Source organism: Thermococcus sp. LS2 (assembly GCF_012027375.1).
In the GTDB taxonomy this organism is placed as follows: Archaea; Methanobacteriota_B; Thermococci; order Thermococcales; family Thermococcaceae; genus Thermococcus_B.
Genome location: NZ_SNUI01000006.1, coordinates 1 through 16,896, shown reverse-complemented (window position 1 = coordinate 16,896; position 16,896 = coordinate 1). Strand labels below are relative to the sequence as shown.

At 42.1% G+C, this 16,896-nt stretch carries 16 protein-coding genes and 1 pseudogene; 9 read left to right on the top strand and 8 right to left on the bottom strand.

Translation table 11 applies throughout. From position 1 onward, the window contains the following. Positions 1-203: 203 nt before the first annotated feature. Together hypF and hypE are read left to right on the top strand one after the other, a co-directional pair. Positions 204-2,516: a carbamoyltransferase HypF gene (gene hypF, locus E3E24_RS08570; protein ID WP_167886578.1), complete on the top strand. Its 2,313-nt coding sequence runs from the start codon at positions 204-206 to the stop codon at positions 2,514-2,516. Between the two features lie 86 nt (positions 2,517-2,602). Continuing rightward, a complete protein-coding gene (gene hypE, locus E3E24_RS08565; protein WP_167886577.1) occupies positions 2,603-3,613 on the top strand; it encodes a hydrogenase expression/formation protein HypE in 1,011 nt (336 codons plus the stop codon). Between the two features lie 35 nt (positions 3,614-3,648). Here hypE and acs read toward each other — a convergent pair whose 3' ends face one another. From acs to E3E24_RS08535, 6 genes are all read right to left on the bottom strand, one after another. Next, positions 3,649-5,589 carry an acetate--CoA ligase gene (gene acs, locus E3E24_RS08560; RefSeq protein WP_167886576.1) on the bottom strand — a complete coding sequence of 647 codons (1,941 nt, stop codon included), beginning with the start codon at positions 5,587-5,589 and terminating at the stop codon, positions 3,649-3,651. 227 nt (positions 5,590-5,816) lie between these two features. Further along, on the bottom strand, positions 5,817-6,530 hold the full coding sequence (locus E3E24_RS08555; protein WP_167886575.1) for a P-loop NTPase: 714 nt from the start codon (positions 6,528-6,530) through the stop codon (positions 5,817-5,819). 200 nt (positions 6,531-6,730) lie between these two features. After that, the gene (locus E3E24_RS08550; protein WP_167886574.1) at positions 6,731-7,471 is read right to left on the bottom strand and encodes an ABC transporter ATP-binding protein; all 741 of its coding nucleotides are present in this window, start codon (positions 7,469-7,471) and stop codon (positions 6,731-6,733) included. Beyond that, positions 7,468-8,508 carry an iron ABC transporter permease gene (locus E3E24_RS08545; RefSeq protein WP_167886685.1) on the bottom strand — a complete coding sequence of 347 codons (1,041 nt, stop codon included), beginning with the start codon at positions 8,506-8,508 and terminating at the stop codon, positions 7,468-7,470. Before E3E24_RS08545 ends, E3E24_RS08550 begins: the two co-directional genes overlap by 4 nt. A 5-nt stretch (positions 8,509-8,513) precedes the next feature. Next, the gene (locus tag E3E24_RS08540; RefSeq protein WP_206205000.1) at positions 8,514-9,644 is read right to left on the bottom strand and encodes an iron ABC transporter substrate-binding protein; all 1,131 of its coding nucleotides are present in this window, start codon (positions 9,642-9,644) and stop codon (positions 8,514-8,516) included. Then, on the bottom strand, positions 9,641-10,336 hold the full coding sequence (locus E3E24_RS08535) for an FmdE family protein (RefSeq protein WP_167886573.1): 696 nt from the start codon (positions 10,334-10,336) through the stop codon (positions 9,641-9,643). The genes E3E24_RS08540 and E3E24_RS08535 overlap by 4 nt, the downstream gene beginning before the upstream one ends. A gap of 143 nt (positions 10,337-10,479) precedes the next feature. Between E3E24_RS08535 and E3E24_RS08530 the strand changes: the two genes are divergently transcribed. Both E3E24_RS08530 and tdt read left to right on the top strand, forming a co-directional pair. Next, a complete protein-coding gene (locus tag E3E24_RS08530; RefSeq protein ID WP_167886572.1) occupies positions 10,480-10,854 on the top strand; it encodes a NifB/NifX family molybdenum-iron cluster-binding protein in 375 nt (124 codons plus the stop codon). A 140-nt stretch (positions 10,855-10,994) separates the two neighbouring features. After that, a complete protein-coding gene (gene tdt / locus E3E24_RS08525; RefSeq protein WP_167886571.1) occupies positions 10,995-11,999 on the top strand; it encodes a tellurite-resistance/dicarboxylate transporter in 1,005 nt (334 codons plus the stop codon). A 7-nt stretch (positions 12,000-12,006) separates the two neighbouring features. Here tdt and E3E24_RS08520 read toward each other — a convergent pair. Beyond that, positions 12,007-12,961, bottom strand: a pseudogene (locus E3E24_RS08520) (SufD family Fe-S cluster assembly protein). After that, entirely contained in the window at positions 12,951-13,670 is a 720-nt protein-coding gene (locus E3E24_RS08515) for an ATP-binding cassette domain-containing protein (RefSeq protein ID WP_167886570.1), read from the bottom strand. Before E3E24_RS08515 ends, E3E24_RS08520 begins: the two are co-directional and overlap by 11 nt. Positions 13,671-13,803: 133 nt before the next feature. Between E3E24_RS08515 and E3E24_RS08510 the strand changes: the two genes are divergently transcribed. The 5 genes from E3E24_RS08510 to bpsA all read left to right on the top strand — a co-directional run. Next, positions 13,804-14,196, top strand: a complete 393-nt coding sequence (locus E3E24_RS08510) for a ferredoxin family protein (RefSeq protein WP_167886569.1) — start codon at positions 13,804-13,806, stop codon at positions 14,194-14,196. 137 nt (positions 14,197-14,333) lie between these two features. Further along, a complete protein-coding gene (gene hypA, locus E3E24_RS08505) occupies positions 14,334-14,750 on the top strand; it encodes a hydrogenase nickel incorporation protein HypA (protein WP_167886568.1) in 417 nt (138 codons plus the stop codon). Further along, complete coding sequence (locus tag E3E24_RS08500) at positions 14,747-15,472, top strand: Mrp/NBP35 family ATP-binding protein (protein WP_167886567.1); 726 nt, start codon at positions 14,747-14,749, stop codon at positions 15,470-15,472. Before hypA ends, E3E24_RS08500 begins: the two co-directional genes overlap by 4 nt. Positions 15,473-15,497: 25 nt before the next feature. Then, positions 15,498-15,965 (top strand): hydrogenase maturation peptidase HycI, encoded by a 468-nt coding sequence (gene hycI, locus E3E24_RS08495; RefSeq protein ID WP_206204999.1) that lies wholly within the window; start codon positions 15,498-15,500, stop codon positions 15,963-15,965. Positions 15,966-16,086: 121 nt separating this feature from the next. Next, positions 16,087-16,896 (top strand): N(4)-bis(aminopropyl)spermidine synthase (gene bpsA / locus E3E24_RS08490; RefSeq protein ID WP_167915927.1); only part of this gene is annotated, 810 nt, incomplete at its 3' end.

The following is a 16,896-nucleotide window of genomic DNA, read 5'->3' as shown; positions in this document are numbered from 1 at the left end:
GGTTATAATCCTTTTTGAGGACTTCATCTTAGAGCTTTCAACATATGAATCGCACGAGATTGAAAAGTTACCCAGAATTATGAATTCCAAAATTTACTCCTTTAATTTTAACCTTTTGGTTAAAAACTCCTTTTTAGTTTTCAACTTTAGATTTTGGAAAGATATAAATTAGTTTTTTCTCAGAGTTAGACATAGGTGAGAAGATGAAGGCCTATCACATTCACGTTGAAGGCATAGTTCAAGGAGTCGGATTTCGACCTTTCGTTTACAGAATAGCCCATGAGCACAATTTAAGGGGTTACGTAAAAAATCTTGGAGATGCTGGAGTCGAGATAGTTGTTGAAGGAAATGAAAGTGACATCGAAGCTTTTCTGTATGATTTAAAGTATAAAGCTCCTCCACTTGCTAAAGTCGAAAAGATTAAGAAGAAAGAGATAACTCCCCAAGGATTTGACAGCTTTTACATAGAAAAAAGCTCCCAAGGCGGCTCTGGTGGAGATTCAATAATTCCCCCCGACGTTTCAATCTGTGAGGACTGTGTTAGAGAGCTTTTTGATCCAACCAACAAGAGATATATGTATCCTTTCATTGTATGTACAAACTGTGGACCAAGGTTCACTATAATTGAAGACTTACCCTATGACCGCATCAATACGACAATGAGAGAGTTTGAGATGTGTGAATTCTGTGAGAGCGAGTATAAAGACCCGCTAAACAGAAGATACCATGCTGAACCAGTCTGCTGCCCTGTTTGTGGGCCATCTTACAGGCTCTACACAAGAGATGGGGAGGAAATCATCGGAGATCCAATAAAAAAGACGGCAGAGCTGATTGATAAGGGATACATCGTGGCAATCAAGGGAATCGGCGGAATACACATTGCTTGCGACGCAACGAACGAAGATGTTGTTGAAGAACTGAGGAAGAGAATCCTAAGACCCCAGCAGCCTTTTGCTTTAATGGCAAAAGACTTAGAAACCATTGAGAGCTTTGCTATAGTTAGTGACGCTGAAAAAGAGGAGCTTTTGAGCTATAGGAAACCAATAATTGCCCTTCGCAAGAAAGAGCCGTTCCCGCTTCCAGAGGCTTTAGCTCCGGGTCTGCACACGATAGGTGTCATGCTTCCATATTCTGGCATTCATTATTTGCTCTTCCACTACTCAAAGAGCCCCGTTTATGTCATGACCTCTGCAAACTATCCTGGCTTGCCGATGGTCAAAGATAATGATAAAGCTTTCAAAGAACTCAAAGATTTGGCCGATTACTTCCTTCTGCATAACAGAAAAATCCTGAACAGAGCAGATGACAGCGTTATAAGGTTTGTAGATGGAAAAAGAGCAGTCATTAGAAGGAGCAGGGGCTTTGTTCCTCTGCCGATAGATATTCCATTTGAGTTCACTGGCCTAGCTGTTGGTGCAGAGCTCTTAAATGCCTTCGGCTTTGCCAAGAATGGAAGGATTTACCCAAGTCAGTACATAGGCAACACTTCAAAGGTTGAAGTCCTTGAGTTCATGCGCGAAGCCATAGCACATTTCCGCAAAATTTTGAGGATTAAAAATCTTGACTTGGTCATATCGGACTTACATCCCCTCTACAACACAACAAAACTTGCTATGGAGATAGCTGAAAATGAGGGAGTTGAGTTTCTGCAAGTGCAACACCATTATGCGCACATAGCCTCAGTAATGGCAGAAAACAAACTAGATGAAATAATCGGAATAGCCGTTGATGGCGTCGGATATGGAGTTGACGGCAACACTTGGGGAGGGGAAGTTATTTACATGAGCTATGAAGACGTGGAAAGACTAGCACATATTGATTATTACCCACTTCCTGGAGGAGATCTGGCAAGCTACTATCCCCTTAGAGCCTTGATGGGCATTCTAAGCAAAATATACGACATAGAAGAAGTCAAGGAAATTATTCAAAGATGCTGTCCAAAAGCCGTTGAGAGCCTAAAATATGGCAAAGTCGAGTTCAATGTAATCCTAAATCAGCTCGCTAGAGACATAAACGTCAGCTATGCATCTTCAACAGGAAGAGTCCTTGATGCTTTTGCTGTTATGCTGAATGTCGCCTACAGGAGAACATACGAAGGAGAACCAGCCATGAAACTTGAGAGCTTTGCATTCAGAGGTAAAAACGATTTAGGATTTAGTATCCCGATTGACGGTGAGAAGATTAAAGTTGAAGAGCTGTTCAGGCAGGCCCTTGAAGTGAACGCAAATCCCACAGACATTGCTTACTCCGTCCACTTAGCCCTTGGAAGAGCTTTTGGAGAGATAGCAGTTGAAAAAGCAAAGGAATTTGGAGTAAAGAATGTTGGAATAAGCGGTGGTGTTGCATACAACGAGCTAATAGTCAAAACCATAAGGAAAATCGTTGAAAGAAACGGGCTGAAGTTTTATGTCACTCAGGAAGTTCCCAGAGGGGACAACGGCATAAACGTTGGACAAGCATTTTTGGGCGGACTTTACTTGGAGGGATACTTAAGCAAGGAGGATCTGATGCTTTAGCTCTTTCTCTCAAATTTTTATTACCCAAAAATGACCCCAAAACAGCTTAAAATACCCATTCCATTAAAGTTTCATGGGTGACCAAAATGAAAATTAAACTCGAACATGGAGCTGGTGGAGAGCTAATGGGAGAGTTCATCAAAGACTTCATCTTAAAGAACTTAAGCTTAAAATCGGCGGGAGGAGTTGGATTAGAAGCTTTGGATGATGGTGCAACAATTCCTTTTGGAGACAAGCATATAGTTTTCACAATTGACGGGCACACAGTGAAGCCACTATTTTTCCCAGGAGGGAATATCGGAAGGTTAGCAGTCAGCGGAACAGTTAATGACTTGGCAGTGATGGGAGCAAAGCCTTTAGCCTTAGCAAATTCGATGATTATTCAAGAAGGATTCAGCAGTGAAGATCTTGAGAGAATTTTACAGTCAATGGATAGAACCGCCAAAGAGGTCCCAGTTCCGATAGTTACTGGAGATACAAAGGTGGTTGAAGACAAGATTGGAATCTTTGTGATTACAGCTGGACTTGGGATAGCTGAGAGAGTCATCACGGATTCTGGAGCAAAGATTGGAGATGTTGTTTTAGTTAGCGGAACGGTTGGAGATCATGGAATAGCCATAATGAGCCATCGTGAGGGAATAGCGTTTGAAACTGAGCTCAAAAGCGACGTTGCACCAATTTGGGAAGTTGTCAAAGCAGTTGCTGATGCAATTGGATGGGAAAATATCCACGCAATGAAGGATCCTACGAGAGGTGGACTGAGCAACGCCTTAAATGAAATAGCGAGAAAAAGCAACGTTGGGATTCTCGTAAGAGAAAGTGATATTCCAGTAAAGCCAGAAGTTAGAGCAGCAAGTGACATGCTTGGAATAAGCCCCTATGAAGTGGCAAATGAAGGCAAGGTTGTTATGATCGTTGCAAAGGAATATGCTGAGGAAGCACTTGAAGCCATGAGAAAGACAAAGAGAGGAAAAGATGCCGCAATAATTGGAGAAGTTATCGCTGAATATAAAGGCAAAGTTATCTTAGAGACTGGAATTGGTGGCAAAAGGTTCATGGAGCCTCCTATTGGAGATCCTGTGCCGAGAGTTTGCTGACTTTTTTCTTTATCAAAAATTTGAAAAATGAAAAGTCACTTAATCTCCAAGTTCTCCAATGCAGCCTTTACTTCCTCAACGCTTGCCTCGTCTTCAAGTGTTGTTAGATCACCAACGCTCTTTCCTGTAGCCAAAGCCTTCAACACTCTTCTCATTATTTTCCCACTCCTTGTCTTTGGCAGCTTGTTGACGAAGAACACTGCCGCTGGTGTTGCAATTGGGCCGAGCGTTTCTCTGACGTGGTGAATGAGTTCTCTTCTCAACTGTTCGGTTCCGTAGAAGCCTTCTTTTAGTATTACAAACGCTACTGGAACTTCGCCTTTAACCTCATCTTCTTTTCCAATTACAGCCGCTTCAGCAATTGCTGGGTGCATGACTAAAGCATGCTCTATCTCCGCTGTACCAATTCTATGACCAGCGACGTTTAAGACCTCATCAGCTCTTCCAAATATCCAAAAATAGCCGTCTTCATCTTTCATAGCATAATCTGCTGGATAGTAAATCCAAACTCCCTCTTCTGGCTTGCTAAATCTTTCCCAATAGGTTTTGATATATCTCTCATCGTCTCCCCAGAGAGTCATTAGCATTCCTGGCCAAGGCTTCTTGATTACCAAGTAACCTCTCTCTCCTGGCTTTGTTGGGTTTCCATTGGCATCAACAACATCAGCATCAACTCCAATTCCTGGGAAGGTTGCTGAACCTGGTTTTAGTGGTGGTAGTTGAATTCCAGCTGACGGATAAATCATGTAACCACCCGTCTCGGTCTGCCACCATGTGTCAATGATTGGGCATCTCCTCTGTCCAACGACCTCATAGTACCACTTCCATGCGCTTGGGTTTATTGGCTCTCCAACTGTTCCAAGCATCCTGAGGCTTGATAAATCGTGTCTCTTAACCCACTCGTCGCCATACCTCATTAACATCCTAATTGCAGTTGGCGCTGTGTATAGAATCGTTACACCGTGCTTCTCAACGATCTCCCAGACTCTATCAGGCTTTGGATAGTTCAATGCACCTTCGTACATCATAACGGTTACCCCAAGAGTTAAAGGCCCATACACAACGTAGCTGTGTCCTGTAATCCAGCCGACATCTGCTGTACACCAGAATAGGTCGTCATCTCTAAGGTTCCATGCCCACTGCATGGTCTTTGTAACGTAAACAAGATAACCTCCAGTTGAGTGAACAACACCCTTTGGCTTTCCAGTTGTTCCACTTGTGTAGAGAATGAACAATGGATGTGTTGCTTCAACTGGCTCCGGCTCAACGTATCTTTCAGCACCTTTGATAAGGTCTTGCCAGTAATAATCTCTTCCCTCAATCATGTTAACGTTCTCGTCGTCTCTCTTCAAGACTACAACACTTTCAACACTTGGTGTTTCTAGCAAAGCTTTATCAACAATTTCTTTCAAGTTGATCTTTTTACCCCTTCTGTAAAGTACATCAGCTGTAATAACTACCTTCGCCTTGGCATCGTTGATTCTGCTTGCCAATGCTTCAGCAGAGAATCCGCTGAAAACAACGCTGTGAATTGCACCAATCCTTGCACATGCCAACATTGCTACTGCAACTTCCGGAACCATTGGCATATAGATTACAACTCTGTCACCTTTTTTGACTCCTAGGTTCTTCAAAACGCTTGCAAATCTGTTCACTTCTCTGTATAGCTCGTAGTAGGTTAATGTCCTCGTGCTACCATCTTCTCCTTCCCAAATTATTGCTGCTTTATTTCTCTTTCCTGCTTTGATGTGTCTGTCAAGGGCGTTGTAAGAAGCATTTAGGACTCCACCAACGAACCATCTGTAGAATGGTGGATTTGAGTCGTCCAAGACTTTGTCCCAAGTTTTGAACCAGTCTAAGACCTTTGCCTGCTCCGCCCAGAACTCCTCTGGATTCTCTAAAGCTTTCTTCTGTATTTCCCTAAAATGTTCCATTGGTATATACCTTTCGTTCAAAAATCCTTCGCCAACTTGCATCTTTTCACCTCCTTTTTTCAGTCCAGAATGCAGTTTTTCCTTATAAGTTTTTCGCTGATTGTAAATGATATCTTCGACTAAAGTCGAAATCACTACGAGTGATAAATGTAATGTAAAAATTGTCCAAAAACTGAGCAAAAATTTAAATGAAAATGTATAGAAAGAGAGATTCGAGATAGCTCACAATAAGCGTAGCTAGGCATTAACCAATTCCAATAAAGCCCCCTTCAACTAGCTTTAGCATTCATAACTTTCCAGAGCTCTTCTATTTGAGGCAGAACTTCAACTTCCTTGCCCTCCAAACTGTCGTAAATGAACTTCTGATTGAATGGAATGACAACATCGGGCTTGACATTAACTTTGTCCAAAACTTCCGGTAAAGCCTTATTTAGAACAAAGACATGCTTTAAGCCAGCTTTTTCAGCTAATTTTTCAATCTTTCTTGAAAGCTCAATTGATTCCAAGTTGGGCTCTGCAACATTTACTATAACATCAACTTCCAAGTCTATTCCTCTTCCAAAGTGCTCTATCCCAGCTTCGGTATCAACCAAGACAATTTCTCTTTTCTTTGGTTGTAAATTTTTTAGAAATTTCTTTGCTAGGACTCCATATGGACAGGCGCATCCTTCGCCAGGTTCTTCAATCTTACCAATGCTCATTACACTTAAGTTTTCTCTTTTTGAGAGAATTTCCTCTGGAATTTCCTCAAAGGTCTTAGGCAGTTCTGGATTATTTAGAATCGCTTTTACTTGCTTCTTTCCACCTAAATATTCCGCCAAAGTTTTTGTCTTGGACAAGCCTAACATTCTGTATAAGCCAGGATTAGACTCATCCGCATCCACTATTAAGACTCTATAGCCTCTATTCGCTAAGTACTTTCCGAGCATTGCTGTAATTGTGCTTTTCCCACAACCACCTTTCCCACATATTAAAATTTTCATTCCGTATCACCAAAATCGAAACCGGCAACCTGATTTATAATAATTTACCTCGATGATTGACAATAAGTGGTGAAATTTGCAGGTATTTTGGATTTTAGGCGTCTAAAATGGTAAAATTTGAAATGTAGAGGTTGCAAAAGTCTCATTTGAGAAGCACAATCCTACTCTCTCACGACGAACTTTCTGATTCCTAAAAGAATTTATCCCAGAGGAACAACAATGGGAATCCCTCTTACCTCTTCTATTTCCACCTTAACATCATAAACTTTCTCAAAAAGTTTGGGCTTTATTATCTCGACTCCCCCATCCGCCACAATTCTTCCGTCTTTCATAAACACAAATCTTTCAGCAAACCTCAAAGCCAAATTAACATCATGCATGACAACTATTGAAGTGCCTTCAAAGCTTTTTGCAATCCTCATGACCTCAAGCTGGCTCTTCAAGTCCAGATTGTTTGTCGGCTCGTCCATAAGGAGAATTTTTGGTTCTTGAGCTAAAGCCCTAGCAATAACAACTTTTTGTAACTCTCCACCGCTGAGCTGGTTCGTCCTCTTTAAAGCAAGCTTTTCAAGCCTCAGCAGCTTCAAAACTTCCTCGGCCTTCTTCAAGTCCCTCTCAGCTGGAGCTATTCTCATGTGCGGCTTTCTCCCCAAAAGGACGGCATCAAAAACCGTCATAAAGCTCCCACCGCTCCTCTGAGGAACATAACCAATGATCTTAGCGAGCTCTTGACGTGAGTATTCCTTTAAAGGCCTCTCAAATATCTCAACACCTTCACAATCCAGAATACCAGCTATGCATTTTATGAGCGTTGACTTTCCAGCACCATTTGGACCCAAAATCGCAACGAATTCTCCTTCATCAACTTCAAGCCTCACATCCTTAAGAACCTTCCTTCCGTTATAGGAAAAGCTCAAGCCATTAACTCTCACTGCCTTCATGCTCTCCCCTCCATCCTCACCAGCAGATAAATGAACATCGGCGCTCCGAGAAAAGAGGTAACAACCCCAACCGGGAGGATAAAAGGAGAAAACAGCAGCCTCGCTATCGTATCTGCTACCAATAAAAGTATTGCTCCAGTTAAAGCTGAAAGAGGAATTAAAAACCTGTAATCGCTTCCGATTATCAAACGCATCGTATGGGGGGCAATTAATCCAACAAACCCTATTATGCCAACAGAAGAGACGCTTACTGCAGTTAAAAGAGAAGCCAGCAGAGTGCCAATCAATCTTATCTTTTCAACATCAACTCCCAAAGACTTTGCAACGTCATCGCCGCACTGAACTGAATTCAAATCCCATCTCTTCCACATGAAATACGCAAATGCAGTTATGAAAACTGTCAGCATTATGAAGTTCTCCCTCCAAGTTGCCCTTCCTAAATCTCCAAAGCTCCAATAAACCATAGCCGCAAGCTGCAGTTCATCGGCAAAGTACTGGACGAGAGTAGTTAAGGCAACAAAGAGGGAACTCATAGCAACTCCCGACAAAATCATTGCTTCGGGACTCAAACCTTTAAGCTTAGCCAAGGTTAAAATAATTGCAACGGAGGTCAAAGCTCCGAGAAATGCAGCCAGAACAACGGCATATGGATTGTTCACAAAAATCCTTCCAGAGCTTTCAGAATAACCAGCACCAAGGAGAATTGCAAGAGAAGCCCCAAACATCGCTCCATGGGAAACGCCCATTGTGAAAGGAGTTGCGAGAGGATTCTTGAGAAAGCCCTGCATTACAGCGCCAGCTATTGCAAGTGAAGCTCCAACTATGACTGCCGCAACTATCCTCGGCAGTCTGATGCTCCAAATTACAGTTGCATAATTTCCGAGGGTTTTTCCAGAAATTGTAAGCAGAACTTGCTTAAATGGTATTGTGTACGCCCCTTTACTTAGGGAATAAACTGAGGTGAGGAATAAAAGAAAGAGCAAAACAAGGCCCGTAAGGTATTTCCTCTTTATATACCTCTGATAGTCCTCGTGCATTTTCATCACGGCGAAGTTGGTAGTGAGTACTTAACACTTCCATTTGCCAAATCAATCTTTCCAAAGCCTCCAAACTGCTTTGCCAGCTCTTCATAAACGGGCTTGCCGACTAGGAAAGCGTAAATTTCATCAGCTTTCTTCGCTGGATCAATGTCCTTAAAGCGCTCTGGATAGAGAACTTTTCCTATAAAGTATGCATCTGCCAGTGCAGTCCCTATGTTTGTAGCATAGAAATTGTAGGGCAGAATTCCGTAAACATTGCCCTCCCTCACCGCTTTGAGAGAATTGTAGAAGTCTGGGTTTTTCTGATAATCCTCAAGGACAAGCTTCAGGCCACCTTCATCTATGAATATGTAGTCGGGATTCCACTCCAAGAGCTTTTCCTTGTCAATGAACTTGTGTCCTTCGCCTAGAACATCGGCAACGTTCTTGGTATTCAGAACGACGAAAGGAGGATACTTTGCCTCAGTGCTCTCTATGCCGTGAGCTCCTTTGTAGCCTATCCCACCTACGTAAACCCTTGGACTCTCAACGTTTTCTGTTCTCTTGTTCAAATCCTCCTGAACGCTCTTTATGAAATTTATAACTTCCTCCGCACGTTTTTCCTTTCCGAGGATTTTGCCTGCAAGCTCAAGGGATTTGAAAAGCGTTTCATCGTCAAATGTGGCAAGCTGACCGTAGTCGAGAACAACGACGGGAATGCCTGTCTTAGCTTGAATATCATCAGCAGTCTTTGCATCGACATAGACCATGAAGATAACGTCTGGCTTCAGCTTAACCAGCTCCTCAAGGTTGGGTAGCTTTCCTGGGCCTCCTGGACCAATTGTTGGCAAGTCCTTAAGCTCTGGGTGAGCTAAAATGTAAGGTCTTCCATAGTTGTAACGCTTCTCGAAGTCTTCAACTCCAACAACCATATCTGTTGCATTGAGATAAACTATCAGCCTCAAAGCCCCCGGTCCTGCGGCAACAATTCTCTCAACTTTCGCTGGTACTTTGACTTCTCTTCCAATCATATCGATGATTGTTAGATATTCTTGAGTTTGAGTCACAGTCGAGCTTTGGCTTGTATTGCTTATACATCCGCTGATTGAAATTACCAACAACAGCCCAAGCATTAAAGCAATAAGCTTTCTCATTCTTTAGCACCTCCCGTTCCAACAATGCCTCTGCCGATTAGTGCATAGTATCTTTCTCCAGCACATTTCAAGCAGAATGGCTCATCGTTTATGTAAACAGCTCTGATGCTCATAACGAGCTCTCCACACTTAGAGCAGCGAACGCTTTCAAAGATAGGTGCCTGCTCGATAGGCTCAACTTCAACTCTCTCAATCTTGAAAAAGCTCTTGGGCAAGTCAAGCATCTCAAACCCAATTTTCTCCCACATTTTGCTGAGCCTTTTCCTATCTTCCTCAGTCCCTTCCCTGCGTTTTACAACCTTATCAAAGAGCTCACTCACTTCTCTCGGGATCAGCGAGCGAATCTTTTCACCATCAACGTAAACTCTAACACCCTCCCAAGTTCCTCTTTTCACCAATGTCAGTGCAGTTTTACCCAAATCCAAGAATATCAGAGAGTTGTTTCCAAAAGTGCATCCCGTTGCAACTTGAACTCCATCAGAAAAGCAGTTGTTTGTTTCAACAATTGCCAAAATCCTCTCATCTATGCTCGAGGAATAATCCAACCTTCCTACCCCAAGCTCATCCATAGCAACAACTGAGGCTCTTATTCCTAGGGCTAAGTAAGGGCATATGTGTCCGTGAAATTCCTTGGCTAATTTGAGGATTTCTTGAAGGTTACGCTCTTCAATGAGCTTATTCAACATGAGCATTAGTACCACCGGATATGTAGAATAGTAACATAATTTATAACAATTTCTCAAAGTTAATGTTATCAACCAGAAGATTGAGATTTATGTGCATATGCACAAACTTTATATGAATGATAGTTCAACAATTTGCTCGGTGATTAATCATGAGAATTGCAATTCCAGCAAAGGACAGCAGAGGATTAGAGAGTGAAATTTGCGAACATTTTGGGAGAGCGAAGTATTTCGTCTTTGTGAATATTCGAAATGAGAAAATTGAAAATGTAGAAGTTGTTGAGGTTCCATTTGACGAACACAGCCCTGGGGATTTGCCAGGATTCATAAAAGATCATGGGGGAGAAGTTGTTTTGGCTTATGGCATGGGAATGAAAGCGATGGCATACTTCCAGAGCTTAGGAATACAAGTGGTTACAGGAGCATACGGAAAAATAAAAGACATTGTTGAGGCATTTATAAATCAAGCTCTTGAAGTAGATAAAAATTGGAAGGAGAAGATTGAGCAAGAGAAGTACAGACACTAAACATTTCCCTCTATCTCCTGAACGCTTCTCATTAGTTTTTCTTTAACTGTTTTCTTGGGTGTAAAATTTCGGTTTAGAAAATGTTTAAAAATTTTTCATATAAAATTTTCTCATATGAAGAAAAAGACAGGTGAACAAAAATGAAGATAAGCGTGAAGGACTTTGCACCCTCTTGGTTTGCAAGTGTTATGGGAACGGGAGCATTAGCCTTAGTTAGTTTAGCATATTCAAGCATAATTCCAGCATTAAAGAGTGTTGCAGTTGGATTGACATATTTAAACACAGCGCTTTTCTTCATTCTCCTAGTGCCTTGGGTTCTGAAGTGGTTCAAATACAAAGAGGATGCATTGAAAGATCTATATCACCCTGTAATCTGCCATTTTTATGGAACAATAGCAATAGCCTTGCTCGTTCTTTCAGCTGATTATCTACTGATATTAAAGAATCTCACACTTGCAAAGGCTTTCTGGCTGATAGGAATGCCTCTAACGATATTCTTCGCCTTTCTGATCCCATACCTAATGTTCATACAAGAGAAAATTGACATCAAGAACGTCACCCCAGCTTGGTTTATTCCTCCCGTTGGTCTTATCGTAATCCCCTTGAGCGGAGGAGCTTTAATGAACACGTTCTCTGGAATTTGGAAAGAGGTCATGGTATTCATAAACTACTTCGCATGGGGGGCTGGGTTCTTCCTTTATCTGGCTCTTTCCGCAATAGTCATGCATCGCTTCATAGCTCACGAGCCTTTACCCTGCGGAATTGCTCCAGCAATTTGGATTAATCTTGGCCCCATTGGTGCTGGAACTTCAACACTCTACATGCTCGGGAAGAATTCAGAGTTCATAACAATGAAAGAAGCCTTTTTTGCCCTTGGACTGATATTCTGGGGCTTTGGCGTCTGGTGGTTCGTTATGGCGGTGATAATGACACTCCACTACATCAGAAAGCTCAATCTGCCATACAGCCTAGCTTGGTGGGCATTCATATTTCCGCTTGGAGCCTATGTAAGTGCAACTCACAACGTCGCTTTAGCCTTTGGTATAGGCATAATAGACAGCTTTGGATTTGCCCTTTACTGGCTTCTCTTTGCTCTATGGCTGATAACGGGAATTAAAACCCTAAAGCATGTTTTCTTTTCTTAATCCTTTTTTAAAATCCCCTAAGTAAGCCTCTTATTATTAGCTCAGCGGCTTCTTCTTCTGTTAGTCCTTTTGCCATTAGCTGCATGAGCTGGGCTTCGTTTATTCTTCCTATTGAAGCCTCATGGGTAAGCTCGGCTTTATCGTTCCTCACCCTGAGGAGGGGGATCGTCTGAACATCGGCGTTTCCTTTAACTATTTCATGACATTCCACATGACCCTTCGCGTACTCTCCAAGACCATAAGCCTCGTTTACCACATTTGCCCTTGCATTGTCGAAGGCTATTACGGTGGTCTTCAGGTTTGCCCTCGATGATCTCCCACTGAGATAGGCAACCTCTTTAACCTCAACAGAGTCATCTTTAACAGCTTTTATCTTCGAGACAAGCTCCGTTACGGCATAATCATCAAGCTCAACATTCATTTCAACCTTAAGTTCTTTTGCACGGTATTTAGTCAGGGAAAACTTTCCGGTGTATCTTCCCCTCTTCCCGACTTTCACTTCGGTTTTGCTCCTCATTTTAACTCCTTCGCCGTGAACGTGCTCATCCTCATAAATCACCGCTGAACCTTCACCAATTGTGATCCTCGCATACGCGTCGTGGGTAAAGTCTTTGGCATAGGGGAAAATGCAGTGGGACAGGAACTTGACCTTAGAATTCTTCCCCACGGTTATGTCAAAAATAACCCTCTGATACCCCTCATTTTTTAAGAAGCCAGTACAGAGATGTATCGGGAACGGGGAGTTCAACATTATCCTTGATTTTTACGCTTGCTTTGACACCATTTTCTATTTCCTCACCAACAATTTCAACGCCCTCAACGTTGTTCAATCCAACTATTTTATCCCCACTTATTATTATTGCGGCTATCCTATCGCCAAACAGGGAAATATCTAGGCATTCCTTCTCATAGATATTCACTAAAGCTTCATATTCTTTTACTCGATCCATTTTAATGACCATCACTCATCCCTTCCAAAAGTGGGCATTTCCCACAGACTCTTTTGTAGTATTCAACAACTTCCTCAGAAAATCCTTTTCTCACGACCTTTCCCCCACAGACAAAATAGCTAAACTCGGTCTTCTTCGCGATTTCTTCGTGATGGGTGATTAGAATCACCGTTGTGCCGACCTTTCCTAGGTACTCCAGGGTTCTATCTATCAGGTCGCTTGCAGTTATATCCAATCCCGAGTCGGGCTCATCGAGGATGGCATACTTCGGTTTCAAAAGAAGAACAGATGCAAGCTCAATTCTCTTTCTTTCCCCTCCGCTGAGGCTCTTATCCACAAACCTGTGGCAGTAAAGTTCATATGGCAATCCAACAATCTCAAAAACCCTTCTTAGCTCACTTTCGCTCACATTCAGCTTTCCTCCGAGGGTTAGATATTCCTCGAGCGTTATTCCATCATAGCGAGCTGGCTCCTGCCAGAGTAAAGTGATTCCGAGCTTAGCTCTCTCCGTTATGCTTAGTTCCGTTATATCCCTTTCATCAAGCAGAACTTTCCCTCCAGTTGGCTTTATTGCTCCCATGATAATATAGGCTATGGTTGATTTCCCAGCCCCGTTTGGGCCAAGGATAGAATACGTGATGCCTTTCCTGAACGTCATGTTCACATTCTCAATAATCCTTCTGTTTTTGTCTTCATAAGTTATGTTCTGTAAGCAGAGCATTTTCCATCGTCAAATCCTCTATCTATAGGATTTTAAAGCTTTCTGGACAGTTTTTAGTATAACTAAAAGTTCAAAACTTTAAATGAAAGGAAAATTTTTAAATGAAAATATTTTCATTTGTAATGGTGATCATATGACCGAGATTCCTGTAATAGGTGAAGACATCTTAGGGAGAAAGATTAGGGATTACTCAAAGATCAAATGGTGGGAGATTGACAGAAAAGAAATTCCGTGGTATCCCCAAATAGACTATGACAGATGCATAGGCTGTGGTCTCTGCTTTATGACCTGCAGTGGAAGGGTTGTCTATGATTGGGACTTCGAAAAGATGCGTCCTGTAGTTGCTAGACCTTACAACTGCATGGTTGGTTGTGATACCTGCGCAAAAATGTGTCCTAGAGATGCAATAATTTTTCCCCATATAGGGGTTTTAAGAAAATATAGAGATGAGGCGTTGGCAGTTACGAAATCGAGAAAAAAGCTCGAAGAGCTGAGAAAGAGGCTCGAAAGAGAGGGCAAAGTTTAAGCAGACTGGCGTACAAGAAGTTTATGCTGTTTAGCTTTTCTCATTTGCTTTTCTGTTTTTCTGAACTTTTCAACCTACAGTTGCAAACTGCATGCTTTATAAACTTCGTTCACACTAATTCTCTGGGAGGTGTGAAGATGCACGAGTGGGCTTTAGCTGATGGGATTGTAAGAACTGCCATTGAATTTGCCAGACAGCAAGGAAAAAAGAAGATTCTCGGAATTAGAGTTGTCCTCGGCGAACTGCAGGATGTTAATGAAGAAATCCTCAAATTTGCAATTAATGAGATTAAGAGGGGAACAATAGCTGAAGAAGCGGAGATCGAGTTCGTGGTCGAAGAGGCCGAATTCAAGTGCAGAAACTGCGGCCATGTATGGAAGCTCAAAGAGGTTAATAACAAGTTTGATGAACGCATAAAAGAAGACATTCACTTCATTCCCGAGGTTGTCCATGTCTTTCTCTCATGCCCAAAATGTGGAAGCAGAGACTTTGAAGTTGTGAAGGGTAGAGGAGTTTATGTTGAGGCCATAAAGGTTGAGGGGGAAGAGCAATGATTGACCCAAGGATAAAAGCAATTGAAGCGAGGCTTGAGAAGGTTAAGAGGATTATCCCAGTCGTGAGCGGTAAAGGAGGAGTTGGGAAGTCATTGGTGTCAACAACTCTCGCTCTGGCTTTGGCCGAGAAAGGGTATAAGGTTGGCCTCCTTGACTTGGACTTCCATGGAGCAAGCGACCACGTGATTTTAGGATTTGAACCAAAAGAGCTTCCAGAAGAAGATAAGGGAATAGTTCCTCCAGAAGTTCATGGGATAAAGTTCATGAGCATCGTTTTTTACTCAGAAGACAAACCAACACCTCTAAGGGGACACGAGATTAGCGATGCTTTAATAGAGCTTCTGGCAATCACAAGATGGGAGGATTTAGATTTCCTAATCATAGACATGCCACCTGGAATGGGCGATCAGTTTCTGGACGTTTTGAGGTTCTTGAAGAGAGGAGAATTTCTGGTTGTTGCTACACCCTCAAAGCTTGCTGTAAATGTTGTTAAAAAACTGCTTGAACTCCTTAAGGAGCAGAATCTCAAAATAATTGGCATTGTTGAGAATATGAAATTGGACGATGAAAAAGACATTCAAAAGCTCGCTGAAGAGTTTGGAGTTCCATACTTAGTTAGCATTCCGCTTTATAGAGACTTAGACGTAAAAATTGGCAATGTTGAAGAGCTTTTAAAGAGTGAGTTTGCAGAGAAGATAAGAGAAGTTGCTGAGAAGCTCTGATTTCATTTTATTTTTGGTGATAAAAATGCTCGAAGACTTCCTCAAAGGTGCAGAAAAAGTTGTAATCTGCGGCATCGGCAACGATGTTAGGGGAGATGACGCTTTTGGGGTCATAGTTGCCGAGGAGCTGAAAAACAGAGTAAAAAGCGACAAAGTTATCATCCTTAACTGTGGAGAAGTTCCAGAGAGCTACCTCGGCAAAATAATCAATGAAAACCCTACACACGTTATATTCATAGATGCTGTTGACTTTGGAGGCAAACCTGGAGAAATTGTAATTGCAGACCCAGAAGGAACTTTGGGGGAAAGTTTTTCAACCCACAAGCTTCCGCTCAAGCTTTTAGTTGGCTACTTAAAGCAGAACATAAACGCAAAGTTCATCTTAATCGGATGTCAGCCAAAGCAGCTGGGTCTTTTTGTAGAGATGAGTGAAGAGGTAAGGAAGAGTGCAGAAAAATTGGTTGAAATTTTAGCTCAAGAGTTGGAGTTTTAGTTTCTTCGGACTTCTCTTTTCAATCATTTTCTCCAAAATTTTATCCAAAAAACTTTAAAATGCTCCTTTCCAACTTTCTTTACGAGCTTTTTAAAGCTTAGAAATTGCGGAGGGAGAGATGATGAGAGAGATTATCGAGAAGGTTAAAGCGAAAACAAACATTCCCGTTTATGAGAGGACGATAGAGAACGTTGTTAGCGCAGTTCAAGCGAGCAGCGACATATGGAGGATTGTAGATTTAAGTGAAGAGCCCTTACCTTTAGTAGTTGCAGTCCTTGAAACGCTGAAAGAGCTGGGCTATGTGGAGTTCAAAGACGGAGTATTTTTGACAGAGAATGGCAAGAAACTTGCTGAGGAGTATGGAATCGGCAAGAGGGAAGACTACACATGCCCACACTGTGAAGGAAAAACTGTTGATATTAATGCCTTTAGCGAGCTCCTTGAGCAGTTTAAGGAGATAGTTAAAGACAGACCCCAGCCAAAGCATGAATTTGACCAAGCTTATGTGACCCCTGAAACTACGGTGGCGAGGATAATCCTCATGCACACGAGAGGAGATTTAGAGAATAAAGAAGTCTTCGTTCTCGGAGATGATGATTTAACGAGCATTGCCTTGATGCTCTCCGGCTTGCCAAAGAGAATAGCTGTTTTGGACATTGATGATAGGTTAACTAAGTTCATTGAGAAAACTGCGGATGAAATCGGCTACAGCAATATTGAGATTTTCACATTCGATTTAAGAAAGCCTCTACCAGATTATGCACTTAGGAAGTTTGATACATTCATAACAGATCCGCCAGAGACAGTTGATGCTATAAGAGCTTTCGTTGGCCGCGGTATCGCTACGCTCAAAGGCCCAGGCTGTGCCGGCTACTTTGGAATAACGAGAAGAGAGAGCTCCCTTGACAAGTGGAGAGACATCCAAAAGCTT

Excerpts from the sequence above, each read along its gene's own strand:
- hypF (WP_167886578.1), top strand. The coding sequence starts at position 204 with ATGAAGGCCTATCACATTCACGTTGAAGGCATAGTTCAAGGAGTCGGA.
- hypE (WP_167886577.1), top strand. The coding sequence starts at position 2,603 with ATGAAAATTAAACTCGAACATGGAGCTGGTGGAGAGCTAATGGGAGAG.
- acs (WP_167886576.1), bottom strand. The coding sequence starts at position 5,589 with ATGCAAGTTGGCGAAGGATTTTTGAACGAAAGGTATATACCAATGGAA.
- E3E24_RS08555 (WP_167886575.1), bottom strand. The coding sequence starts at position 6,530 with ATGAAAATTTTAATATGTGGGAAAGGTGGTTGTGGGAAAAGCACAATT.
- E3E24_RS08550 (WP_167886574.1), bottom strand. The coding sequence starts at position 7,471 with ATGAAGGCAGTGAGAGTTAATGGCTTGAGCTTTTCCTATAACGGAAGG.
- E3E24_RS08545 (WP_167886685.1), bottom strand. The coding sequence starts at position 8,508 with ATGCACGAGGACTATCAGAGGTATATAAAGAGGAAATACCTTACGGGC.
- E3E24_RS08540 (WP_206205000.1), bottom strand. The coding sequence starts at position 9,644 with ATGAGAAAGCTTATTGCTTTAATGCTTGGGCTGTTGTTGGTAATTTCA.
- E3E24_RS08535 (WP_167886573.1), bottom strand. The coding sequence starts at position 10,336 with ATGCTCATGTTGAATAAGCTCATTGAAGAGCGTAACCTTCAAGAAATC.
- E3E24_RS08530 (WP_167886572.1), top strand. The coding sequence starts at position 10,480 with ATGAGAATTGCAATTCCAGCAAAGGACAGCAGAGGATTAGAGAGTGAA.
- tdt (WP_167886571.1), top strand. The coding sequence starts at position 10,995 with ATGAAGATAAGCGTGAAGGACTTTGCACCCTCTTGGTTTGCAAGTGTT.
- E3E24_RS08515 (WP_167886570.1), bottom strand. The coding sequence starts at position 13,670 with ATGCTCTGCTTACAGAACATAACTTATGAAGACAAAAACAGAAGGATT.
- E3E24_RS08510 (WP_167886569.1), top strand. The coding sequence starts at position 13,804 with ATGACCGAGATTCCTGTAATAGGTGAAGACATCTTAGGGAGAAAGATT.
- hypA (WP_167886568.1), top strand. The coding sequence starts at position 14,334 with ATGCACGAGTGGGCTTTAGCTGATGGGATTGTAAGAACTGCCATTGAA.
- E3E24_RS08500 (WP_167886567.1), top strand. The coding sequence starts at position 14,747 with ATGATTGACCCAAGGATAAAAGCAATTGAAGCGAGGCTTGAGAAGGTT.
- hycI (WP_206204999.1), top strand. The coding sequence starts at position 15,498 with ATGCTCGAAGACTTCCTCAAAGGTGCAGAAAAAGTTGTAATCTGCGGC.